Annotated in this window: 21 protein-coding genes and 1 pseudogene; 4 read left to right on the forward strand and 18 right to left on the reverse strand. The window is 63.9% G+C overall.

What is annotated here, in order from left to right:
• Positions 1–11 precede the first annotated feature (11 nt).
• The 11 genes from OO258_RS05560 to OO258_RS05610 all read right to left on the reverse strand — a co-directional run bounded on the left by OO258_RS05560 (position 12) and on the right by OO258_RS05610 (position 13,616).
• Positions 12–1,574 (reverse strand): flavin monoamine oxidase family protein, encoded by a 1,563-nt coding sequence (locus OO258_RS05560; RefSeq protein ID WP_266029141.1) that lies wholly within the window; start codon positions 1,572–1,574, stop codon positions 12–14.
• Positions 1,575–1,954: 380 nt separating this feature from the next.
• Positions 1,955–3,055, reverse strand: coding sequence for an LLM class flavin-dependent oxidoreductase (locus OO258_RS05565; protein ID WP_266029142.1), 1,101 nt, complete (start codon positions 3,053–3,055; stop codon positions 1,955–1,957).
• A 30-nt stretch (positions 3,056–3,085) separates the two neighbouring features.
• Entirely contained in the window at positions 3,086–4,420 is a 1,335-nt protein-coding gene (locus OO258_RS05570) for an LLM class flavin-dependent oxidoreductase (RefSeq protein WP_266029143.1), read from the reverse strand.
• Positions 4,421–4,491: 71 nt separating this feature from the next.
• Complete coding sequence (locus tag OO258_RS05575; RefSeq protein WP_266029144.1) at positions 4,492–6,114, reverse strand: dipeptide ABC transporter ATP-binding protein; 1,623 nt, start codon at positions 6,112–6,114, stop codon at positions 4,492–4,494.
• A complete protein-coding gene (locus OO258_RS05580; protein ID WP_266029145.1) occupies positions 6,111–7,025 on the reverse strand; it encodes an ABC transporter permease in 915 nt (304 codons plus the stop codon). Before OO258_RS05580 ends, OO258_RS05575 begins: the two co-directional genes overlap by 4 nt.
• Before the next feature lies 1 nt (position 7,026).
• Positions 7,027–7,977: an ABC transporter permease gene (locus OO258_RS05585; RefSeq protein ID WP_266029146.1), complete on the reverse strand. Its 951-nt coding sequence runs from the start codon at positions 7,975–7,977 to the stop codon at positions 7,027–7,029.
• Positions 7,974–9,593: an ABC transporter substrate-binding protein gene (locus OO258_RS05590; protein ID WP_266029147.1), complete on the reverse strand. Its 1,620-nt coding sequence runs from the start codon at positions 9,591–9,593 to the stop codon at positions 7,974–7,976. Before OO258_RS05590 ends, OO258_RS05585 begins: the two co-directional genes overlap by 4 nt.
• A gap of 77 nt (positions 9,594–9,670) precedes the next feature.
• The gene (locus OO258_RS05595) at positions 9,671–10,465 is read right to left on the reverse strand and encodes a class II aldolase/adducin family protein (protein WP_266029148.1); all 795 of its coding nucleotides are present in this window, start codon (positions 10,463–10,465) and stop codon (positions 9,671–9,673) included.
• Positions 10,466–10,482: 17 nt separating this feature from the next.
• Positions 10,483–11,427 (reverse strand): D-isomer specific 2-hydroxyacid dehydrogenase family protein, encoded by a 945-nt coding sequence (locus OO258_RS05600; RefSeq protein WP_266029149.1) that lies wholly within the window; start codon positions 11,425–11,427, stop codon positions 10,483–10,485.
• Positions 11,424–12,557, reverse strand: a complete 1,134-nt coding sequence (locus OO258_RS05605) for an acyl-CoA dehydrogenase family protein (protein WP_266029150.1) — start codon at positions 12,555–12,557, stop codon at positions 11,424–11,426. Before OO258_RS05605 ends, OO258_RS05600 begins: the two co-directional genes overlap by 4 nt.
• A gap of 168 nt (positions 12,558–12,725) precedes the next feature.
• A complete protein-coding gene (locus tag OO258_RS05610) occupies positions 12,726–13,616 on the reverse strand; it encodes a LysR family transcriptional regulator (RefSeq protein WP_266029151.1) in 891 nt (296 codons plus the stop codon).
• Positions 13,617–13,814: 198 nt separating this feature from the next.
• Between OO258_RS05610 and OO258_RS05615 the strand changes: the two genes are divergently transcribed.
• The gene (locus OO258_RS05615; protein ID WP_266029152.1) at positions 13,815–14,780 is read left to right on the forward strand and encodes an ABC transporter substrate-binding protein; all 966 of its coding nucleotides are present in this window, start codon (positions 13,815–13,817) and stop codon (positions 14,778–14,780) included.
• Positions 14,781–14,796: 16 nt separating this feature from the next.
• Complete coding sequence (locus OO258_RS05620) at positions 14,797–15,753, forward strand: aliphatic sulfonate ABC transporter substrate-binding protein (RefSeq protein WP_266029153.1); 957 nt, start codon at positions 14,797–14,799, stop codon at positions 15,751–15,753.
• Positions 15,754–16,011: 258 nt separating this feature from the next.
• On the opposite strand, the pseudogene OO258_RS05625 reads toward OO258_RS05620, so the two are convergent.
• Positions 16,012–16,279 (reverse strand): annotated as a pseudogene (locus OO258_RS05625) (short-chain dehydrogenase); the annotation flags it as partial.
• Between the two features lie 239 nt (positions 16,280–16,518).
• On the opposite strand from OO258_RS05625, the gene OO258_RS05630 reads away from it, so the two are divergent.
• Both OO258_RS05630 and OO258_RS05635 read left to right on the forward strand, forming a co-directional pair.
• Entirely contained in the window at positions 16,519–16,680 is a 162-nt protein-coding gene (locus OO258_RS05630; protein ID WP_266029154.1) for a hypothetical protein, read from the forward strand.
• 90 nt (positions 16,681–16,770) lie between these two features.
• Complete coding sequence (locus tag OO258_RS05635) at positions 16,771–18,120, forward strand: cation:proton antiporter (protein ID WP_110746642.1); 1,350 nt, start codon at positions 16,771–16,773, stop codon at positions 18,118–18,120.
• 64 nt (positions 18,121–18,184) lie between these two features.
• Here OO258_RS05635 and OO258_RS05640 read toward each other — a convergent pair whose 3' ends face one another.
• The 6 genes from OO258_RS05640 to OO258_RS05665 form a co-directional block, all read right to left on the reverse strand.
• Positions 18,185–18,508, reverse strand: coding sequence for a general stress protein (locus tag OO258_RS05640; protein ID WP_110746639.1), 324 nt, complete (start codon positions 18,506–18,508; stop codon positions 18,185–18,187).
• A gap of 233 nt (positions 18,509–18,741) precedes the next feature.
• Positions 18,742–20,940 (reverse strand): xanthine dehydrogenase family protein molybdopterin-binding subunit, encoded by a 2,199-nt coding sequence (locus OO258_RS05645; protein ID WP_266029155.1) that lies wholly within the window; start codon positions 20,938–20,940, stop codon positions 18,742–18,744.
• Positions 20,937–21,938: an FAD binding domain-containing protein gene (locus tag OO258_RS05650; RefSeq protein WP_266029156.1), complete on the reverse strand. Its 1,002-nt coding sequence runs from the start codon at positions 21,936–21,938 to the stop codon at positions 20,937–20,939. Before OO258_RS05650 ends, OO258_RS05645 begins: the two co-directional genes overlap by 4 nt.
• The gene (locus tag OO258_RS05655) at positions 21,935–22,462 is read right to left on the reverse strand and encodes a (2Fe-2S)-binding protein (RefSeq protein ID WP_266029157.1); all 528 of its coding nucleotides are present in this window, start codon (positions 22,460–22,462) and stop codon (positions 21,935–21,937) included. Before OO258_RS05655 ends, OO258_RS05650 begins: the two co-directional genes overlap by 4 nt.
• Positions 22,463–22,710: 248 nt before the next feature.
• Positions 22,711–23,193, reverse strand: coding sequence for a DMT family transporter (locus tag OO258_RS05660; protein WP_266029158.1), 483 nt, complete (start codon positions 23,191–23,193; stop codon positions 22,711–22,713).
• 11 nt (positions 23,194–23,204) lie between these two features.
• On the reverse strand, positions 23,205–23,630 hold the full coding sequence (locus OO258_RS05665) for a DMT family transporter (protein WP_266029159.1): 426 nt from the start codon (positions 23,628–23,630) through the stop codon (positions 23,205–23,207).
• Between the last annotated feature and the right edge of the window lie 25 nt (positions 23,631–23,655).

Here is a 23,655-nt window from a genome sequence, read left to right on the forward strand (position 1 = left end):
TTCCTTGACGATCAGGCGGCTGCGCCGCGGGTGGTCTGGTTGGCATGGCGGGCGATCAGGCCGACTACCCGGCGGGCGGATTCCGCCGCGCTGTTCTGCCAGATGCCCACGCCGCCATGGGCCAGGGCATCGCTGGCCAGCCAGGTTCGGCCCTGGGCCTGGTTGAGCAGGTCGTAGCCGGGCTGGGCGACTTCGTCGTGGACGATCCACGGTGCTTCGCTGAAGGGGATCTTCGACCAGTTGACTACCACCGGCCGGCGTAGCTTGTGGCTGTGGCCGGGGTGCAGCGATTCCACCGCCTGGCGCGACGAAGCGACCTGGGCCTGCAGCGACTTGCTGGCAAACTGCTGCGCCACCTCGCCGGTGTTGTAGGTGGCGACCAACACCCCCTGGGCGCTGTTGAGGTGGTCGCTGGGGTACCAGAGGGTGCGTGCTTCGTGGTTGATGTAGCTGAGGCCGCCGTAGATCTGGAAATCCGTTTCCCAGAAGCGCGGCGATTGCCAGGCGACCTTGTTGGCCTTGTCGCCTTCGGCGGTGGCGATGGCCTGCTTGAATGCCGTACTGAAATTGTTCGGCAGTTTGGCCAGCAGCGGCAGGGGCAGGGTGACGATGGCGTAGTCCGCCTGCTCGATGTGCTGCTGCCCAGTCTTGCGATCACGCCATACCACCTTGGCGCCGTTGTCAGCCGTTTCCACCCCCAGCACCTCGGCGCCCAGGCGCACGCTGTCCTTGACCTGGCGGAAGAATGCTTTGGGAATCTGGTCCATGCCGCCGACCGGCTGGAACATGGTCGAGGAGAACTCGGGAATCTCGTCGAACACCAGCGGCAGTAGCAGGTTGCTGTCGAGCAGTTGATCCAGGGGCACCGGCTGGCGCTGGACCGGGGTCTGGTCCCCGGCGCCGGCGAAGCGGGTATAACCAGCGCGCACCGAACCGCGGTATTGCTGCTGGCTATCCAGGTCGCCGTAGACCTTGAGAAAGTCCAGCAGGGCCTTGCGCTGGCCGCTGCTCAGCTCGGCGTCGAGGCTGTTGCGGTTGACACTGCGCGCCAGCAGCTCGCTGAAGTGCCCGCGGGTGTCGTTGACCGCCTGGCGCAGCAGCAGTGGTGGGCGGGCCAGGTCAGGCTGGGCCAGGGCATTGCGACTGCTGTTGACCAGCACTTGCAGCTCCACGCCCAGTTCGCGGCAGTAACCGAGAATGGTCAGGTGATGGCTGGGCAGGCGTGCAGCGCCAGCGTTGAAGAAGTGGCCCGGGTCGAACTCGACGTTTTGCGAACTGCCGTCGTTATGCTCGATGCGGTCGCCGTGGCGCAGGGTCCAGACTCGGCCACCGACGCGCTCGCGAGCTTCCAGCACGGTGACCGAGAAGCCGGCCTTGCGCAGCTCGTAGGCGGATACCAGCCCGGATATACCGGCGCCGACAATCACCACGCGCTTGCCGTTGCCGCCGTTGGCGGCCAGTTGCAGGGGCTGGAAGGTGGCGGCCAGGGCATTCTGGCCAAGCGCGCCGAGGGCTGCCGAATAGCCGCCAATGGCGGCGAGGCGGGTGATCAGATCTCTACGGGACAATCCCATGTCGCATGCTCCGAAAAGGTTGGGTTCGGATGTGCGCAACGGGCAGGCGGATCGAAGGACGGACCGACAGCGGCTGGCACAAATCCATTTGCCTCCGCCACGTTGGGGGTCGGTTTAAAGAACCTAATGGACTTTCACGGCGCTGTGAAAGGCTTTTTTGTTCTAAGTTAATTATGTTTATAGCTGATAATAAATGTTCGTATAAATGCGTTTAAATGATGTTGAGAGGTGTTTGGCCGGCTAATGCGTGGGCGTCATCTCCACGACCAATGCGCACGAGCAGAAGCACCAGGCCGATACGGGCTGGTGCTCTGAATTCGCTCGAGGGACCGCCTGCGTCGGGCCTTTCGCGGCGCTAACCGTGAAAGGGCCGGTTCAGGTCAGGCGCTGCGCGCGTCACGGCCTGCTTGCTGCTGCGCAACCCGTGCGCGGATCCGTGGGATCAGCTCCTGGCCGTAGTCCACGGCATCGCGCAACTGGTCAAAACCACGAAACAGGAAGGTACTCACACCTAGCTCGTAATACGCCAGCGCGGCTTCGGCAACCTGTTCGGGTGTGCCCACCAGCGAGGTGGAGTTACCAGCGCCACCGCCGAGCGCGGCGATCTCGGTCCACAGCCGGGTGTCGTGTACCTTGCGCTGGCTTGCCAGTTGCACCAAGCGTTCGGAACCGACGTTGCTCTTGCCGAAGTTCTTCTCGCGACGGTTGCCCTGGCGGATGCCGATGCGGTGCCTGGCGTCGGCGAGGATGCGCTCGGCTCGTGCCCAGGCCTCGTCTTCGGTGGCCCCCAGGATCGGCCGAAGCGACAGGCTGAAGCGGATGTGGTTTTCCCGCCCGTGGCGAGCAGCGGCCTTGCGTACCTGCGCAATGCGTTCGCGCACCTGCTCAAGGGGCTCGCCCCACATCATGTAGACATCGGCGTGTTTGGCTGCGACCTCCACCGCCGCATCCGAAGCCCCGGAGAAGTAGATCGGCAGCTTGTCCACCGGTTTGACCAGGGTCAGGTTGTCCTCTACCCGGTAATGCTCGCCGTGATGGTCGAACGGCGTGGTCTGCGTCCAGGTGTTGCGCAGCACCTCCAGGTATTCGTCAGTGCGTGCGTAGCGGGCATCCTTGTCGAGGAAGTCGCCGTCACGCTGCAGGTCGCCGCTGTCGCCGCCGGTGATCACGTTGATCGAGGCGCGGCCGCGGCTGAGCTGATCGAGGGTGGCGAACTGGCGGGCGGCGAAGGTCGGCGCCTGAAAACCGGGGCGGTGCGCCACCAGCAGGCCGATGCGTTCGGTGAGTGCGGCGACGTAACTGGCCAAGATCATCGCGTCTGGCGCGCTGGTGTTGACCGCCAGCAGGGCCTTGTCGAACCCGGCGTATTCCTGGGCCTGGGCGAAGGCCTTGATAAAGTCCAGGTCAACCAATGGACCGCGCGGGGCTTGCGACTCGCTGCTTTCTTGAGGGCCGATGAGGCCAATGAATTCGAGGCTCATGCAGTGGAACTCCTTTTCGTCCAGGGCGGTTCAAGCGACCGCGGTCGGCTCGCGGCGCAGTGTGTTGCGGTTGGTCGGTACGCTCAGGCCGAAGCTGTCGCGCAAGGTGCTGCCGGTGTACTCGCTGCGCACCAGGCCGCGCGCTTGCAACAGGGGCACCACCAGCTCGGTGAAGTACTGCAGGCCATCGGGCAGCAGCGAATTGATGATGAAACCGTCGGCGGCGCGGTCCTCGAACCAGTCCTGCAGGGCATTGGCCACCTGCTCCGGGGTGCCGGTGAAGTCACGCCTAGGGCGCGAAAAGCGCAGCGCCAGTTGGCGCAGGGTCAGGCCCTCTTCGCGGGCCAGTTGCTTGAGCTGGTCGGCGGTACCCTTGTGGCTGTTGTCACCGAGGGTGCCCAGGTCTGGGAATGGCGCATCCAGGTCGTGCTGGCTGAAGTCGTAGTCGTTGAACGGACGGCCAAGGGCGACCAGGGCGTCCTCGATGCTCACCAGCTCGACGGCCTGCTGGTAGCGGCGTTCGACCTCGGCTTCGTCGCGGCCGACGATGGGGCGGATGCCCGGCAGGATGAACAGCTGCTCCGGATCGCGGCCATGGCGCGCAGCGCGCTGTTTCAGGTCTTGGTAATAAGCCCGGGCATCGCTGAACGACTCGGGGTTGACGAAGATCGCATCGGCGTTCTGCGCGGCGAAGTTGCGCCCATCTTCCGACACGCCCGCCTGGAAAATCAGCGGTTGGCCTTGGGGCGAGCGCTGGATGTTCAGCGGGCCCTTTACCTTGAAAAACTCACCCTGGTGACCAAGGGTGTGCAGCTTGGCGGGGTCAAAGAACTCGCCAGTGCGCTTGTCGCGGGTGAAGGCGTCGTCTTCCCACGAATCCCACAGCCCCTGGACCACCTCGACATGCTCACGGGCGATGCGGTAGCGCACGGCGTGGGGCGGGTGCTCTGCCTTGCCGAAGTTGTCGGCGGTGCCCGACAGCCACGAGGTGACCACGTTCCAGCCGGCCCGGCCGCCGCTGATCAGGTCCAGCGAGGCGAACTGGCGTGCAACCTGGAACGGTTCGGTGTAGCTGACCGTGACCGTGGCGACCAGGCCGATGTGGGAGGTGACCGCCGCCAGCGCAGAGAGAATGGTCAGCGGCTCGAAGCGGTTGAGGTAATGAGGGCTGGAGCGGGCGTGGATGTGCAGGCTGTCGGCGATGAAGGCGAAGTCGAACTTCGCGGCCTCAGCCAGTTGCGCCTGGTGCTTGTAGAAACCGAAGTTGACGCTGGCGTCGGCCAGCGCTTCGGGGTGGCGCCATTCGCCCCAGCCGTGACCGACACCGTGGATCATTGCGCCGAGATGGATCTGTCGTTTGCTCACGTTCAATACCTCTTGCCAGAAAATGTTCAATGTCTGGTCCGCGCGGCACGACGTACCGCACGGTACAACCGTCAAACCGCCACAGGCAGTACGCTGCGGGAGTGGCCGGGTATCGCCTCGATCAGCGCCTGCGTGTAGGCGCTGGCCGGGCTGCCGAACACCTGGACCGCGGGCCCTTGCTCGACCACCTGGCCGCGTTGCAGGACCAGCACGTGGTCGGCCATGCTCGCGACCACCGCCAGGTCGTGGGAGACCAGTACGTAGGCGATGCCCAGTTCGCGCTGCAGGTCGGTCAGCAGGGCGAGAATCTGTGCCTGCACCGACACGTCCAGCGCGCTGACAGGCTCGTCGAGCAGCAGCACCTCCGGCTCCAGGGCCAATGCCCGGGCGATCGCCACCCGCTGGCGCTGACCGCCCGACAGTTCCCGCGGCAGCCGGTCGAGGAAGTGCACCGGCAGGTGCACCCTGGCGATCAGTTCGCAGGCCTTGCGTTCCAGCGCATCGCCCTTGAGCAGGCCGAACGACACCAGCGGTTCGACGATGCTGTCGAACACGGTGAAGCGCGGGTCGAGTGCCGCAAAGGGGTTCTGCTGCACCAGTTGGATACGCCTGCGCAGGGGCCGGAACTGTCGCCAGGTGCAGGCACTGACGTCGATACCGGCGAACTCCACACGTCCCCGGCTGGGCTTTTCCAGCCCAAGGGCAATGCGCAGCGCGGTGCTCTTGCCCGAGCCCGATTCGCCGACGATGGCCAGGGTCTGCCCGGCGTGCAGCTCAAGGCTGAGGTCGTGCAGTGCGGTGAAGTGCGCGTCCTGCCCGGGCAGGGCGAAGCGCTTGCCGACATTGCTCAGGCGTAACAGCGGCGTTGCAGCCGTCGGGCCTCCCAGGCGTTTGCGCGGCACGAAGGCCGGCGCTGCGTTGAGCAGGTCTCGCGTATAGGGCTGCTGTGCGCCCCAGAGGATTTGTCTGGGCGAGGCATGCTCAATGAGCTCGCCCTGTTTCATCACCAGCAGGCGGTCGGCACGGTCGCAGGCCATGCCCAGGTCATGGGTGATGATCAGCAAGGCGATACCCCGCTCGGCCACCAGCTGTTGCAGGTGGTCGAGAATGCGCCGCTGCACGGTCACGTCCAGTGCGCTGGTGGGTTCGTCGGCGATGATCAGCCGAGGTTCGCCGGCCAGGGCGATGGCGATCAGGACCCGTTGGCGCATGCCGCCGGACAGCTCGTGAGGGTATTGATGGGCGCGCAGTTCAGGCGCGTCGATGCCGACCTGCGCCAGCAGCGCCAGCACTTCGGCATCCAGGCCCGGGTAACGCCGCCCGTCATGGGCCAGCTCCAGCGCCTCGGCGATCTGCCGGCCAATACGCTGGGTGGGGTTGAGGCTGACCATCGGGTCCTGCGGCACCAGTCCGATGGTGCGGCCGCGCAGCTTGCGCCTGTCGCCCTCACTGGCCTGCGCCACATCGACGCCATCGACCCATAGCTGGCCATGGTCGATGGATGCATTGGTCGGCAGCAGACCGAGCAGGGCGTTTGCCAGCGTCGATTTCCCCGAGCCGGACTCGCCGACAACGGCCAGGGTCTCGCCCTGGGCCAGGCAGAACGACAACTGGCGCACGGCCTGGGTGCGTTGCCCGGCGAAGGCGTAACTGACGCTCAGGTCACGGACCTGGATCAAGTGTGGCTGGCTCATCGGGCATGCTCCTCGGCGCTGCGCGCCAGGTGGTTCAGGCTGAACACCACCGCCACCACGAACAGCCCTGGTAGCAGAGAAACCCAAGGGGCGGTGATCAGGAAGTGACGGCCGTTGGCGATCAACGTGCCCCATTCCGCGGCTGGCGGTGCTGCGCCGAAACCGAGAAAACTGAGGCCGGCGGTGGCCAGAATGGCCGCACCGAAGTCCAGGGTGGCGAGCACCGCCACCGGGCCCCAGGCGTTGGGCAGCACATGGCACAGCAGCGTGCGTGCCCAGCTGGCGCCGCCCAGGCGGGCGGCCTCGACATAGGGCAGGGTCTTGATTCGCAGCACTTCGGCGCGAGTGGTGCGGGCAAAGCCCGGAATGATGCCGACGCCCACGGCGACAGCCACCGGGACGGTGCCAAAGCCGATGGCGGTGACGATGGCGAGGGCCAGCAGCAGGCCGGGCAGCGCCAGCAGCACGTCGATCAGGCGCATCAGCACGGCGTCGACTCGCCCGCCGGCAAAACCGGCCAGGACGCCCAGCCCAAGACCGCCAACCAGGGCGATGGTTACCGCCAACAGTGCCGCCAGCACCGAGAGGCGCGCGCCATAGACCACCCGGGTATACAGGTCACGCCCCAGTTCGTCGGTGCCAAACCAGTGCACCACGCCGGGGCTGCTGAGCTTGTCGGCGGGCGAGGTGGCGTAAGGGTCGAAGCTGGTGAGCAACTGTGGGGCCAGTGCCGCGAACAGGGCGAACAGTACAATCAACAGGGCCACGCTGAAGCCGGGGCGGCGTAGCAGCGGGATCAAGGCCTGGTGAGCGCGCTGCAGGCGCGTGCGACGTTTCCAGGGGGTGGCTGTTTGTGCCCCATCGCGGGTGTGCGGGGTGTCGATCGTGTTCAGGGGTATGTCGATGGTCATCTCAGCTCACCTTGGCCGTGTGGGCGATGCGCGGATCGAGGTAGGGGTAGAGCAGGTCGACGATCAGGTTGACCACCACGAAGGCGGTGGCTGATACCGCAACGATCGCCAGCACCACCGGGATGTCCTGGCGCAGCACAGCTTCCTGGGCCAGGCGGCCGACGCCGTTACGCGAGAAGATGGTCTCGACCAGCACGGCGCCGGACACCGTGTTGCCGACCTGCAGGCCGACCAGGGTCAGCAGCGGCAAGGCCGCGTTGCGCAAACCATGGCGTGCCTGCACCTGGGCCCGGCTCAGGCCTTTGGCGAAGGCGGTGGTGATGTAGGGCTCCTGCCACACGCCTTGAAAGCCCCGCTGCAGCACTTGGGCATATACGGCAGCACTGGGGATCGCCAGGGTGATCGCCGGCAGCACCAGGCTGGCCACGCCCTGGCTGCCGGTGGCCGGGAGCCAGCCAAGGGCGAAGGCGAATACCTGGATCAGCAGCAAGCCCATCCAGAACACCGGGACTGAAAAGCCCAACGACGGCAGGCGCGCCAGTGCGGTCTTCAGGGGGCGCCATTGCACGAAGGCGGTCAGGTAGGCCAGGCCGACCCCCGCCAGCAACGACAGCACAATGGCAGAACCTGCCAGCGCCAGGGTCTGCGGCAGCCGCTCGGCCAACAGCGCGGTGACTGGCCGCCCCTGGGACAGCGACTGCCCCAGGTCACCGTGCAGGGCGCGCCACAGCAGGTCGAAATACTGCTCGAACAGCCCTTTGTCCAACCCATAGTAGATGCGGGCCTTGGCCAGGTCCTCGGCAGACAGGCCGTCGGCCTCCATGCCGGAGGCGCTGAGCATGATCGCCAGGGTATCGCCCGGCAGCATATACAAAATGAAATAGGTGACGGTGTAGGCACCCCACAGCACTAACAACGCTTGGCCGATGCGGCCGGTCAGGTAGCGCTTCATGGCTGGCCGACCTGGATGTCACTGAACAGGGCGAAGCCTTCGGCGGTCCAGCGGAAGCCCTTGACCCGGGGCGCGGTGGCGGCCTGCCAGACGCGTTCATACAGTGGGAATGCCGAGGCTTCGTCGATCAGCAGGTCCTGCAACTGGCCGTAAGCTTGGGTACGTTGCGGGTCGGCAGTGGCGGTGATGCCGCTGTCGAACAGCACCTGGGCCCTGGCCAGGGTGTGCGGCTCGTAGGTGTTGGTAGCGACTGTGGCGCTGTTGGCCGCGCGTGGATCGAGGATGGTCTGCAGGATGATCGGGTCGGCGCGAGTCATGTAGGTAGAGGTCAGGTCGTAGCTGCCTGCCGCGTTGCCTGCCACCCATTCGGCGCGGGTCAGCACATTCAGCTTGAGGTCGATGCCAACCTTGCGCAACTGGTCCTGCACCAGCACGTCACCGGCGCTTTCGGCGGGGGTGAGGTTGTAGCGCAGGGTCAGGCGCTGGCCGTTCTTGTGTCGGTAGCCATCCTCGCCCATGTGCCAGCCGGCGGCGTCGAGCAACTGCCCGGCGCCCTTGGGGTCATAGGCCAGCTTGGCGGCCTGTGGCTTGAAGTACGGGGTGGTCACGTCGTACACGCCGCTGACCACCGGGAACTCGGCGTTGTAAACCGTGTGCGCGTAGCTGCTGCGGTCGATGGCCTTCTGCAGCGCCAGGCGCACCTGGCGGTCACCCAGCAGGCGCTCGTTGCGGGTATTGGGGTAGAGGTTCAGCGCCGGGCCTGGCAGCGAGCGGCTCTGGATGGTCGCGCCCTTGGACTGGAACAGCTTCAGGTCAACCTCCGAGAACGGGTTGCGCGGCCACAGGATGTCGGCCTTGCCCTGCAGGAACAGGCCGTTGCGCACGCTCTCCTCGGGGATGTAGCTGATGTCCACGGCATCCACATGGGCCGGGCCCTGGTTGCGCATGTTGGCCGACGGCCAGGCATAGTCGGCACGCTTGACCAGGCGGGCGCCGACCTCGGGGGTGTAGTGGTCGAGGATGAACGGGCCGGTACCGATGATCTTGCCCTGTGAGCGTTCCTGCGCGCTCAGTTGGTATGAGGCGGGCGCGAGGATTGCCAGGTTGGTGGTGGAAGTGGCCTGCAGAAAGCCTGCATTGGGCCGCGACAGCACCAGTCGCACCGTAAAGTCGTCGATCACCTCAGCGTGATCGTAGCCGGCGAGGTAGGTGGCGCCAAACGTTGCGGGCAACTGGGTCGCGAAGGCTTTGTTGCTGTCGAAGGCGCCTTTAACGGCGTGGGCGTCAAAGCGCTCGCCATTGCTGAAGGTGACGTCCTGGCGCAGGTGGAAGGTGTAGCTCAAGGCGTCGGCACTGATCTCCCAGCTTTTTGCCAGCCACGGGATGATGCGACCGTTGTCCGGGTCCTGGTCGGTGAGCGACTCGGCAACGTTGCGGAGCAGTACCCGGTGCTCCAGCCAGTAGACCTGAAAGGGGTCGACGCTGACCAGGGTGGTGTTATCGCCCCAGAACGCGACGCTGAGGGTTTTGCCGGTGGTGCTGCCATCGCCGGGTGAACAGGCGTTTAGGGCCAGGGCGAGGGTGCCGATGGCGAACAGGCGGTGCAATGGGGGCATGGAGTGGTCCTTGGTCGGAAGGGTTTGGCCGGTACTGGCCTTTTCGCTGGCAAGCACAGGCGACAGCTGCCTGTGCATCAGTTCTGGTAGTCGCGGCCCTCACGATCCAACTGCCGGATCAACGCGTCCCAGTGCCGCTGGATGCCTTCCCCCTTGCCATCGGAGAACCGCTTCGACTGCTCATGCACCTTGGCGATGGCCGCCTGCGGTGCATGCAGCAGTTGGTCATTGCCACCGGCCTGGGCTGCCACCTGGATGTTGCACGCACGCTCCAGCCCATGCAGTTCGCGGAACGCATGCTCTACGCTGATGCCCCCGGTGAGCAGCCCGTGGTTGCGCAGGATGAGTATGTTGCTGTCGGCCAGGTTGGTTACCAGCCGCTGCTGCTCGTCCAAGTCCAGGGCCACGCCCTCGTAGTCGTGGTAAACCACGCGGCTGTAGTAGGCCAAGGCGTGCTGGGAGATCGGCAGCAGTCCACCGCGCTGGGCCGATACCGCAGCACCGTCGCGGGTGTGGGTATGCAGCACGGCCTTGAGGTCAGGGCGGGCGCGGTGGATGGCGCTGTGGATCACGTAGCCGGCCTGGTTGATACCGAGCCCCAGCGGGTCGTCGATGATCGTGCCGTCGACATCCACCTTGACCAGGTTGGAGGCAGTGATCTCGTCGAACAGCAGGCCAAAGGCGTTGATCAGGAAGTGCTCCTCGGGCCCCGGTACGCGGGCCGAGAAGTGTGTGTAGATGTGGTCGGTCCAGCGAAACAGGGCGGCCAGGCGGTAGGCTGCGGCAAGCTTTACCCGCACCTCCCACTCTTCGACGCTGACACGGTCGCGCACGCTATGGGCGCTGGTGGTGACGGCAGACAGTGAACTCATGGTGTGTTCTCCGGTAATCAATAGCCGCGTGCGGTGTCGACCAGGTTGGCCAGGGGCGCCTGCTCGCGGTAGCGGTGGAAGTTGGCGATGAAGGCTTCGAGGAAGGCCGGGTAGCCGTCCTCGGAAATGGCCGAGGTGTGCGGTGACAGGAATACGCGCGGGTGGTGATACAGCGGGTGGCCGGCGGGCAACGGCTCCGGGTCGGTGACATCCAGGCTGGCGCGGCCGATCAGGCCGCTGTCCAGCGCCTCCAGCAACGCCTGCTGGTCGAGCAGCCCGCCGCGGGCAATATTGATCAGGTGCAGGCCAGGTCGGGCATGGGCCAGCACCTCGCGATCGACCAGGCCGCGGGTGGCAGCGGTGAGTGGTGCGGCCAGTACCAGGTGATCGCTGCCGGCGAATAGCTGCTGCAGGTCGGCGGCGCACACCACCCCGGGCACGTCGGCAATAGCCTGGCCGGGCCGGCTCAGGGCGAGGACACGCATGCCCAGGGCCACGGCCTTGCGCGCCAGGCTCTGGCCGATACTACCGAAGCCGAGAATGCCCAGGGTGCGGCCGCGCAGCGGTGCCAGCGGGGTAAGGCGCCAGTCGGCATCCTTGACCCACAGCCCGGGCAGTTGCTTTGCAGCGGTGAACACCAGGGCCAGGGCGAACTCGGCCACGTGCTCGGCGTTGGCGCCCTTGCCGCTCGTGACCTGTGCGCCTTGGAATACCCAGTGGGGGTAGAAGTCGATGCCCGAGGACACCAGCTGTACCCATTTCAGGCCCCAGGGCCAGCCCGGCGGGGGGCTGTCGACGCGCTGCCCACGCACATTGATCGGGCGCAGGATCAACACATCGGCAGGGGCCTGCAGGGCCAGCGGGCCGGGGGCAACGTCGATGACTTGATGGTCTGGCAGGTGATCACGCAGGTGCTGGTTTGCCTGGGCGTCGAGTTGGCTGGCAATGATCGAGCGGCTCATCCCCGTGCCTCCAGCAGCGCGGCGCGGCCGACCTGGGCAAACACCACGTCGTCCTGCGGCGTGTGGACACGGCTGCAGAGCACGTCACGGTAATGCCGCTCCAGCGGGTTGCACCGCGAAAGCCCCGGGTTGCCGGCTGCCTCGACGGCCAGTTCCACGGCCTGGATGGCGTTGGCGCTGACCAAGTGCTTGAGCTGCCCGGCATGCTGCGACGCAACCTGTCCGTTGGCGGCGGCATCGAGCAGGCTCTGGTTGGCGAATAGCAGGGTGTCGATACGCCCCAGCACCTCCTGGAAGCGTGGCAGGCTGGCCAGCGGCGAGCCCAGGTTGGAGGGTGCACGGTGCTTGAGAAAGCCCGCCAGCCAGTCGCGCGCCGCGCGGGCCACGCCGTCGTAAACGGCCGGCAGCAGGACTGCCATCCATAGCAGGCTTTCGCCGTCGAGTTCGGCCTTTGGCGCGCTGGCAGGGCTGACGCTGACCGCGTGATCGAGAGGGATCAGCACCTCATCGAAACGCACTTCATGGCTGCAGGTGGCGCGCATACCCAGGTGGTCCCAGTCGTCCACGATGGTGATGCCAGGGCTGTCGCGGTGCACCAGGAAGCCGCCGACCAAGGGGTCGGCGTCGTCGCTGCGGCCCCACACCAGGTACCAGGTCAAGCCATGGCTGCCGGTGGAATAGATTTTGCGCCCGCTCAGGCGCCAGCCCTCGGCGGTACGCCGCGCCACGGTGGCTGGTAGGCCGCCGCGGGCAGGGGTGCCGAGTTCCGGCTCGACCCGCAGGGCGTTGATCAGCGCGCCGTGGTTCACGGCATCGCGAGCCACGCGTTGGCGCAGGTGTTCGGGCCAACGGGGTTCGTCCTGCAGGCGAAAGTGCTGCAGGTACTGCATGACCAGGATCAACGCGGTGGCCGGGTCGCCTTTGCCGACCGCGCCGATTACCCGGCGCGCACTGGCAAGGTCGGCGCCAGCGCCGCCGAGGGCGCGGGGCACGGTGAAGGCCAGCAGGCCGTGGCGTTGCAGCAGGTCGAAGTTGTCCTGCGGGAAGCAGGCGTTGCGGTCATAGCGCTCGGCGTTGGCCGCAAGGGCCAGTGTCAGCTCGGCGAGGGCGCTGTCGGAGGGGTGACTCATGGGGTTTCATCCCTGAATGACGGTGTGTTGGCTAAGACCGTATTCGTATGGATGAAGGCTGTAAAAGTCTTTTTAGTTCTAAGCTAATTATTTGTTTTAAGAATCTACCAATACTGTCGTTATGCGAGTTACGCATTTAATGGGTGGGCGCACGGTGCCCCGTCATGGCTAGCCCAGCAACCGATGCCCGGCGACTTCGCCAAACAGTTCCACAGGCTCCTGGAGGTTGCCCAGAAAGCGCGGATGGAACAACCACAGGTCCACCTGCGGCTTGAAGTCGCTGACATTGAGTACATCCAGTGCCTCGCGATGCCGGCTTGCCTGCAGCAGTGGCTCGGGTACCAGGCCCAGCCCCTGGCCATTGGCGACCAAGCCAAGTTGCAACTCTGTGCCGAAGGTTTCCAAGTTGATCGACAGGCTCAGGCCTTGTTCGCTCAGGGCCCGCTGCAGCCCGGCGCGGAAACCGCAGCCATCGGGGTTGAGCACCCAGCCACGGGTATAGCAGTCCTTGAGCTTGTAGCTGCGCTTGGCGGCGCTGCCCTTGGCCGCCACCACCTTCAGCGGCATGCGCGCGATCGATTGGCTGGTGATGCCTTCGGGGAAGATCTTGCCCGGTGGGAACAGTGCGGCGGCGGCGTCGAGTTCGCCGTTTTCCATGCGCGCGATCAGGCTGCTGCCCCAGCCGCTGCTGACCTGGGTGCGCAGTTGCGGATAGGCCTCGCGAATCTGCGCCAGGGCATCGAGCAGCACCACGTCGCCCAGGGTTTGCGGCACGCCCAGGCGCAGCGTGCCCGACGGAGCGCCATCGTTGGCCACCATTTCGCGCAGCGCGTCGATTTCGCGCAGGATCGCCTTGCACTGTTCGTACACCCGCAAGCCCATGGGCGTGGGCTTGAGGGGCTTGGTATTGCGGTCAAGCAGGGTAGCGCCGAGGTCTTCCTCAAAATTTTGCACCCGGCGGGTGATGGCCGGCTGGGTCAACTGCAGGGCTTCGGCGGCGAGGTTGGTGGACTGGCAACGGATGACCGCGACGAAGGCGTCCATATCATCGATTTTCATAATCGGCGCTCACAGGGTCGAACGTGGAAAATAAGGCATTAGCATAATCCCAATGGCGAGTAATGCCATCTGCATGCATTGACGATATTAAAACGCATATTAGGTTATTCCTAAAATCAATTTAGTTTATTTGACGGTTCTCGCTACAGTCGCAGACCCGGCCGCATGACGCGGCCCGCCCAGACATCGAGGAACGCCATGTCCGTCCGCACGAAGCTGTTCACCCTGGTCGCCGCACTGTTGCTGCTTGGCCAGGCCAGCGCCACTGAGCGCCTGACCCTGCGCATCGGCGATCAGAAGGGCAATATGCGCGCTCAGCTGGAGGCCGCAGATGCCTTGCGCGACTTGCCCTACGACATCCATTGGGCCGAGTTTCCCGCCGCCGCACCGCTCGCCGAGGCGCTCAATGCCGGAGCGATCGATGCGGGCATCATCGGCGATGCGCCGCTGTTGTTCGTGCTGGCATCGGGGGCTCCGGTCAAGGCAATCGCAGTGGACAAGTCCGATCCCTATGGCACGGCGCTGCTGGTGCGCCCCGATGCACCGCTGCACAGCGCGGCGGACCTCAAGGGCAAGCGCATCGCCACCGGGCGCGGGTCGATCGGCCATCATCTGGCGCTCAAGGCGCTGGAACAGGTCGGGCTGAGCGAGAAGGATGTGGAATTTCGGTTTCTCGGGCCTGTGGACGCTAAGATCGCCCTGGCCAATGGCGCAGTCGACGCCTGGTCCACCTGGGAGCCCTACACCGCCTTGGCCGAGCTGAGCGGGCAGGGTCGGGTGCTGGTAAACGGTCGCGGCCTGTCCAGCGGCAACAGCTTCCTGGCGGCTACCGACAAGGCCCTGGACCAACCCGCCACGCGCGCAGCCCTGCAGGACTACCTCAACCGCCTGGCCGGCGCGCAGGTATGGGCCAACCAGCATGTGGACAGCTACTCGAAAACCTTGGCGGCGATCATCGGCTTCCCCGAAGACGCCGCCCGCCTGCAGTTCAAGCGTCGCCAACTGCGCTGGCAACTGATCGACCCCCAGACGGTGGCCGAACAGCAGGACACCGCCGATTTCTACCATGCCCATGGCCTGATAGCCCACCGCCTCGACGTGGCACCGACCTTCGCCAGCGGTTTCACCCTTCCCGGTGCCGCCCAACTGGCCTTGCAACCCTGACTGAGGAGATGTCCACATGCCCATTAAACCCCTGCGTCGGCTTGGCCTGGCGCTGCTGGCCAGTGCCCTGCTGCCAAACCTGGCGAATGCCGAGCAGACCCTGCGCATCGGCTACCAGAAGTCCTCGACCCTACTGACCCTGCTCAAGGCCCGTGGCAGCCTTGAACAGCGCCTGCAGGCCGAGGGGATCCGCGTCAGCTGGCACGAGTTTCCCAGTGGCCTGCCGCTGCTGGAGGCCCTGAATCTGGGTAATGTCGACCTGTCGGCGGACGTCGCCGATACCGTGCCGGTATTTACCCAGGCCGCTGGCGCCAAACTCACCTACTTTGCCCGGGAAACCCCGTCGCCCACGGCGCAGGCGATCCTGGTACCGTCGGACTCGCCCCTCAAGACCCTGGCCGACCTCAAGGGCAAGCGCGTGGCGGTGACCAAAGCCGCCGGCAGCCACTACCTGTTGATCCAGGCACTGGCCAAGGCCGGGCTGACCTTCAAGGACATCAGCCCGGCCTACCTCATCCCCGCCGACGGCCGAGCGGCGTTCGAAAACCACAAGGTCGATGCGTGGGTGACCTGGGACCCCTACGTGGCCAGTGCTCAGCGCCAGCAGAACGCGCGTGTTCTGGCCGATGGCAGCGAACTGGCCAGCTACCAGCGTTACTACCTGGCCGGCAGCGACTATGCCAAGGCCCACCCCGAAGTGCTGCAGCAGGTGTACCTGGCCCTGCGCGAGGCGGGAGCCTGGACCAAGGCCAACCCGGCGCAGGCGGCGCGTATTCTTGGCCCGTTGTGGGGCAACCTGGACAGCGCCACGGTGCAACAGGCCAACGCCCGGCGCAGTTATGACGTGCAGCCGGTGAAGCTGGAGAACCTGGCTGAGCAACAGCGCATCGCCGATGCCTTCTACCGCGAGGGGCTGCTGCCGAAGGCGGTGGATGCCAGCTCGGTGAACCTTTATGAGCCGTCACCGAACTAGCCCTTGCACGCAGCGCTGCTATTCAGGCGTTCGGTTATCGGCGCCGGCGTTGTGAATGGGTAATGACAAACCCAGCAACGAACCCGATAACTGCTGCGCTCAGCAGAAGAGGCGTTTTACCTTTAGCGGTTCGCCACGCGCCTTCGACACTGCCGCGCAGCGGCCCGCGGATGGGCGAGTGAGTCAGCGGAGTTGGGTCATTGATGGGTGAAATGGGGTCGTCTATCGGCGCCGTGAAGGTCTCACTGACTGCCATCGGTGAAAGCTGGAGGGCGGTGCCGTCGACAAGATTCAAGGTCAAGTCGTTGATGGTGCCGGCCACCCGATCAGGGAACACGGGTGCTCCTTCAGCATCGAGACTGTCGTAGATGAACCGGTCACCTTCCAGCCATCCCACAGCCGTCAAAAGCTCTGGGCCAAGGTAATATTTGCCGTCCTGAAAAAAGCCCGGGAATTGATGGGCGCGTTCAAGGTTTTCGACGCAATACCGTTCACCCGGCTTCATACCTGTCGCTTGATCAATCATGGTGCAAGCTCCCGTGAGTGTTCTACGTGATCAGGGCCCAGCGCCCCTGATGCGGCCCCCGGAACCACCTTCCGGCAGTTGTCCTGCTGCCGCAATGAACCATGGGGATATGCAGAGGAAGCCACAGGCTGTGCCAAAGTTCAGGCCAACCGATTCAGTGGTGACCTTGGCGCCCCGTGTACAAAAATGAACATCGCGATGAGCCTGGCCTCCAACTGATCATCACCTGGAGGTTAATCATGCAGCCGAAAACGGAAGGTCTCGAAGAACATGGCCCCAGCGGCGTGCCTTTCATCAACGACCCGGAAAAACCCGCATCGCCGCCATTGAACGACGCTGACGCCACGGATGCCGAGGAGTCTGAGGAAGACATTGGGGAAGATGGCGAATCGGTCCAGTAGGTCACAACGCTGGCACTTCGCCCTGGCGAAATGATGTGAAACGACGGAGCGTCGAAACTCAGCCCAGCCCACTTTTCAGGCGGCGCATTTATGACCTTTATCGTCTGGTTCGCCATGTTGGGCGCAGTGTTGTTGTTGCTCGCACTGTCTTCCTCGTATTTGCGGTGGATACCCGTTACGTCCTCAGTGGTATGCCTTGGTCTTGGCGTAGTCTTGGGGACTTCTGGCCTGGGTTTCTTGCAGCTTGATGTGGCCCAGTCGAGCGGGTGGATGGAGCACCTCACTGAAGTCGCAGTATTGTTTTCGCTGTTTTTCAGCGGATTGAAGCTGCGTCTGCCCATGCGTAACCCTAGGTGGTGGAGCGCCTTTTGCCTGGCTGGGCCGGTCATGGTGATGTGCATCATTGGAACAGCCTTGGTGTTGCACTATGGGTTGAACCTGGGGTGGGGCGTATCGGTAATGATCGGGGCGATCATCGCGCCTACCGATCCCGTCCTCGCAACACTCGTGCAAGTGGTCGATGCCCAGGACGATGATCCTGTTCGTTTCGGCTTGTCCGGCGAGGCGGGCTTGAATGATGGGGTGGCTTTTCCTTTCGTTGTGCTGGGGCTTTTCCTGCAGCAGAACACTGGACAGGCCTGGCTGAGCGAGTGGCTGTTGAAGGATATGCTATGGGCAGTGACTGCTGGACTGGCAGGTGGCTACTGGATGGGGCGTGGTTTAGGCAAGTTCACGCTCTTTTTGCGCATACGCAATGACGACAGCACCGTGTCGCCCAACGATTATCTGGCCCTTGCGTTGATTGCATTGGCGTATGTGTCAGCCGAAGCGATCCAGGCTTATGGGTTCCTGGCGGTGTTCGCCGCAGGGCTGGGCCTGCGCCAGGCCGAAGTGCAGACTTCGACCAGCCCGAATGATCCGGCAGCGGAACACTTGGTGCAGCCGGTGGTGGGGCACCAACACGTGGCACCAGAATTGGCCATGAAAGGCGATGTCCAGGGACTTGATGATTCCCAGGTTGCGGCTGGGATCATGCTGGGGGATATGCTCGCGTTTGGCAGCCTGGTCGAACGGGCACTGGAAGTGTTTCTGGTGACATTGCTCGGCGTTGTTCTGCTCGCGCATTGGGACTGGCAGGCGCTGATCATTGCTGGGGCGCTGTTCTTTGTCATTCGGCCACTGAGCATCATGCTCATGCCATTTCGTGGGGCGCTGGATGTAAGGCAGCGGGGTTTGCTGGGCTGGTTCGGCATCCGGGGAATCGGCAGCTTTTACTACTTGTTTTACGCCCTTAACCATGGGTTGCTTCCGGCGAACGCAGCGCAGACTACCAACCTGGTGCTCTCGGTAGTGGCGTTGAGCATTCTTCTGCATGGGCTGACTGTTCAACCATTGCTCGCACGTTATGAGGCCTGGAAAGAGCGCGCCTGCAAAGTGTAGAGAAAACGCCGTGTCTGTCTTCCTGGTCAAGGAAGCCAGGGCTATCCGTGTCCCTGGCTATCGCTCAGCGATTGTCTTCCGTCATTCCGCTGTCTTCATCCTGGATTGCTTGCGTCGCTTCTTCTGTACCTGCCTCCCGGTCAGATTTGATGCCAGTGGAGTGTCCGCCCTGACCACCTCGTTGGGTTGTACCCCCGGCACGCTGATCGTTCTCCGGAAGGTTATCACCACTCCCGTGCCCAGTTCGCTGATCCCCGGATCCGCCCTCCGACATTTGACCGCCTTTCTGGCCAGCTTCCGAAGCCTTGTCGGGTTCGTTCGCAAAATCGCCAGGGTTGTCTTGAGCGGTGCCGCCTTGTTGCCCGCTTTGCCCTTGATCGTTAGCCATGATCTAGCACCTCATTCATCGACACAGAACAGACTGTGTTTAATTCGGATGCAGCACTGCCTGGACTTGCTCCCAATACTTTTGGATTAGCTGACAAGGGGCGCGAAAGATTCTTCAGGTCAATTTGTTGCGTCGTAATAACCCCAGCCAACTCACCATAGGAACAGGCCGGTGACGATGCCTGACGGTCAAGGCAGCAGACCAGCCCGTGCGGGGGCGTGGCCCCCGACCGATCACAGCAGTTTGTCGAGCGTGATCGGAAACTCCCTCACACGCTTGCCCGTGGCATGGTAGACGGCGTTGGCCACCGCGGCAGCTACCCCCACGACGCCGATTTCGCCAACACCTTTGGACCCCAGGTCGTTGACGATGTCGTCGTGCTCTTCAACGAAAATCACGTCAATATCCCCGCTGTCTGCATTCACCGGGATGTGGTATTCCGCGAGGTTGTGATTGACGATTCGGCCCAACCGATGGTCGGTCAACGCGGCTTCGTGCAGCGCCATGCCTACCCCCCATACCACGCCGCCCAAGATCTGGCTGCGCGCGGTTTTCGGGTTGACCACCCGGCCAGCCGCCACGGCGCTGACCACTCGGGTGACTTTGACCACGCCGAGGTCTTCGTCGACGTGGACTTCCACGAACACCGCCGAATGCGTCGCAGTGGAGAACGGTTGGCGCCTGGCACCGGGCTCGGCATCGATCTGCACCTCGAACTCACCGTTGGGGGCGCTGGCGACGATGTCCGCCAAGGCCAGGCGATGGCTGCCCGCGTGCAAGTAACCATCGGCGAAAACGATCTGCTGCCGGGCTGTGCTGGCCACCTGGGGGTACATTTTGCGCGCATGTTCCAGCACCTTGGTGCGCAGTACCTGGCAAGCCTGGCGCACGGCCGAGCCTACCGACGACACCGTGAACGATCCGCCCTGAAGCGGTGCGGTGGGGAGTGAGGAGTCGCCTAGTAAGAACGTGACATCCTGCACCCTGGTACCGGCCGCGTCAGCTGCGATCTGAGTCATGACGGTATAGGTGCCGGTCCCGATATCGGTGGTGGCACTACTGACGGTCAGGTGGCCCTGGGCATCGATGCGCGCCTTGGCACTGGCCTTCATCTGCATGGCTTCCCAGACGCCGCCCGCCATTCCCCAGCCGACCAGTTGGTTGCCATTGCGCATACTACGCGGTTGAGGATTGCGGGTATGCCAACCAAAACGTTCGGCACCTTGCTGGTAGCACGCAAGCAGCTCCTTGCTGGAGTAGGGCTTGCCCTCATTGGCATTATGAGCGGCGAAATTGCGCCGGCGCAGGTCTACCGGGTCAATGTGGGCGGCACAGGCGAGCTCATCCATGGCGCATTCCAGCGCAATCATCCCGGATGCGGCGCCAGGTGCCCGCATGTCCAGCGGGGTGTACACATCGAGCGGGGCCAAGCGATAGCTCAGCACGACGTTGTCGCAGTGGTAAAGCATGCCGCTCCACTCCACCAGGTGCTCGGTGAAGTCCTCGAAGCGGGATGTCTGACCAAGCGCATCGTGAGCGATCGCCAGCAAGCGCCCGTTTGCGTCTGCACCCAGGCGCAAGCGCTGCTCGGTGCGGGGGCGGTAACCAAAGGTGAACATTTGCTGGCGCGTCAGCGTCACGCGCACCGAGCGCCGCAGGTGCAACGCCGCCATCACTGCCAGCGGCAACTGGTACTGTGGGCGCAAGCCCGAGCCGAAGGCGCCACCAACGAACGCCGCGTGCACGCGGATGTTGGCCTTGGGCAGGCCGAACACTTTGTGCAGGTAGTCCTGGCAGTTCTGCGTGCCTTGGGTCTTGTCGTGGATTTCCAAGGTGCCGTCGGCCTTGTAGTGCACGGTGGACGCATGGGGCTCCATCGGGTTGTGGTGCTCGTTGGCCGTCCGGTAGGTGGCATCCACTTGCACCGGCGCCCCGGCAAACTGCCCGGCGAAGTCGCCACGTGGCGCCGGTATTTCTGCGGGAGCCGCATGCGACTGTTCACATGCGCTCAGGTCTGTCTGGTGAGCCTCCTCGGCATAATCGATCCTGATCAGCGAGCCTGCATACCGGGCCAGTTCCAGGGTTTGGGCGACCACCAGCGCCAACGGTTGCCCACTGTAGAACACCCGATCATTGAACAATGGCCGAAACGGCGACCCTTCCGCGGAGTCGGCATCGCTGTAGTCGTCGTCATAGCTGGAGATATGCGAACGATGGCCATGGTCGAGCACGGCGATTACGCCGGGCACGCGCATCGCCTGGGTGCTATCAATGGCAAGTACCCGACCGCGGGCGATTGTGCTGGACACGACGCTGCCGTGGAGCAGCCCAGCCTCGGGGTATTCGCCCGCATAGCGCGCCTGCCCGGTGACTTTCGCCACCCCGTCCACGCGGTCCAGGGGCGTGCCGACTACCGGTGTGCTGTTGGTCATGGTCGTGCCCCCCTGTGGGCGACGCCGCGCGCCGCTCCATTCAATGCCCGCACGATTGCACGCTGGGCGAGCGTCACCTTGAAACCGTTGTGGCTCAAGGGTTGTGCACCTCGCAGCAGCGTTTGCGCGGCGCGGGTGAAGAGTGCTTCGCAAGGCACCTGGCCGACCAGCAGGCGCTCCACAGCCGGGTCCCGCCACGGCTTGTGGGCAACACCGCCCAACGCCAGGCGAGCCTGCTGGATCACCTCACCATCGAAGTTCATCGCCGCAGCGACCGACACCAGCGCGAACGCGTAGGAGGCGCGGTCGCGTATTTTCAGATATTGGTAATGACGTTCGAACATCGGGGGCGGCAGCTCGATGCTTGTTACCAGTTCAGCGACTGCCAGTTGGTTGTCGCGCTCGGGCGTGTCGTGGGGCAGGCGATGGAAATCCGCAAAGGGTATCTGGCGTGCACCGTTCGGCCCTTCTACATGCACCACCGCTTCGAGCGCTGCCAACGCCACGCACATGTCCGACGGATGCGTCGCGACGCAGGCATCACTGGCGCCGAGAATGGCATGGATGCGGTTCAGGCCATTACGCGCGGGGCATCCGCTGCCGGGTTCACGTTTGTTGCAGGGGGTGCCGGTGTCGTAGAAGTAGTAGCACCGGGTACGTTGCAGCAAGTTGCCACCGGTACTGGCCATGTTTCTTAACTGCGGTGATGCTCCGGCCAGGATAGCGTCTGACAGCAGTGGGTAGTGCTGCTCGATCATCGGGTGCCAGGCGAGCTCGGCATTGCTCACCAGTGCTCCGATGAGTACGCCACCACTCGCGGTGGCATGAATGTCGTTCAACCCAAGGCCGGAGATGTCGATCAGGCGCTGGGGACGGACCACGTTCTCTTTCATCAGGTCGACGAGGTTGGTGCCCCCGGCGATGAAGTGCGAGCAGGTGTCAGCCAGGTTCACGGCTTCGCTGACTGATGCAGGCTTGTGGTAGCTGAAGGGCGTCATGGCTTCGGCCCTCGTTCTTGCGGGGCCCCGTCCGTCATCGACGATAAGGCGTCTTCCACCGCGGCGACGATGTTCCCGTAGGCACCGCAGCGACAAAGGTTGCCGCTCATCTGCTCGCGAATGGCCTCGCGGGTGTCGGCACGCCCTTCGTGAGCAAGCCCGACTGCAGAACAGATCTGCCCCGGCGTGCAGTATCCGCACTGGAACGCATCGTGGGTGATGAAGGCCCGCTGCATAGGGTGCAGGACGTCGCCGCTGGCCAGCCCTTCGATGGTCACCAACTCGGCACCGTCGCACATTATGGCCAAGGTTAAACAGGCATTGACGCGTTTGCCGTCGCGCAGCACCGTGCAGGCGCCGCACTGGCCATGGTCGCAACCCTTCTTGGTGCCGACCAGGTCTAATTGCTCACGCAGCAGGTCGAGCAAGGTAATCCAGGGATGCACCCGCAACGTTCGGGGCTGACCATTGAGGGTCAGAGAGATAGGGTGCTCTTCAGCCCCATGGGGAGAGATCGCGCTCATGAAAGGTCCTCACGGTCAGGGTTCGCGCAGTTGGCTGCGTCTCTGTTGTGCGACCGGGCCGGCTGAATAAACGTTCAGCCGGCTTGCCGAAGTGCTCATCGCTTCTGCCAGGCAGGGTCGAGCCAACCTCCTGCTTGTCGCAGCCCTATGAGGACGGGCAGGCAGCGACTGAAAATCAACGGAGTACGGATGTACTCCGCAGGAAAACCAGGCAACGAATTGGGAAATATCACCAGGCGTGTCGGTGCTTACTGTGCGACAGACGCTGCACCTTCGGGATCAGTCGCGCGCGCGGCATTGCTGCGGTAGATAAGAACCAGAGCAATGGTTAGCAATACAAGCGCAGCAAGTCGATGCAGTTCGAGCGGAATCACCGGATTGCCAAACCAACCGAAATGATCGATCAGCAAGCTCATCAAAAGCTGGCCACTGATCACAGATACGGTTGCGGCTGCAGTCCCGATACGCGGAATGGCAAAGACAATGGCCAGCATGTAGATAACGCCCAAAAACGCACCGGTCACCTGCCAGCGTGGAACGGTGAACAGGTTCATTGCATGGGGTGGTTCCAGGAAGAAGGCGAGCAGGAAGCTGACCATGGTGCCCATGGCGAAGGTCAACCATGCACTCTCCAATACGCCCACGTCGGCGCCGAGGCGACCATTGATGGCGGATTGGGCGCAGAGTACCGCGCCACCGAGCATCACAACCAACAGCATCAGAACAACCATCGCGGTACTCCTTAGTGGATGAGCCAAAGCGCAGCGACGATGGCGACCAAAGCACCGACTCGATATCGGTCGACCTGGCGCTTGGCGCTACCAAGCAAGCCCCAATGATCGATGACCAGGCTTGTGCCGAGTTGGCCAAAGAGGATCCCAACCATGGTCAGGCCTACCCCAATGTGAGGGGTCGCTATCGTCAATGCGCCTACGTACACCGGCCCCAGGACACCACCGCTGAGCATCCAGCGTGGCTGTGAGAACAGCTTGCCCAAGCGTGGACGACCGAAGATCAACCCGAAGGTCAGCAGTAGGGTGCCGATGGCAAAAATGCCCAGCGTGGCCCAGATATGGCCCACTTGCGCACCCAAGGGGCCGAGCAGGCCAGCTTCTACCGAAAGCCCCATGCCCGCCAGGACAACCAAGGGAATGATCCACAACCGCATCGTAGGAAACGCCTCGTCTCAAAGA

It is taken from the genome of Pseudomonas sp. DCB_BI (genome assembly GCF_026240995.1).
In the GTDB taxonomy this organism is placed as follows: domain Bacteria; phylum Pseudomonadota; class Gammaproteobacteria; order Pseudomonadales; family Pseudomonadaceae; genus Aquipseudomonas.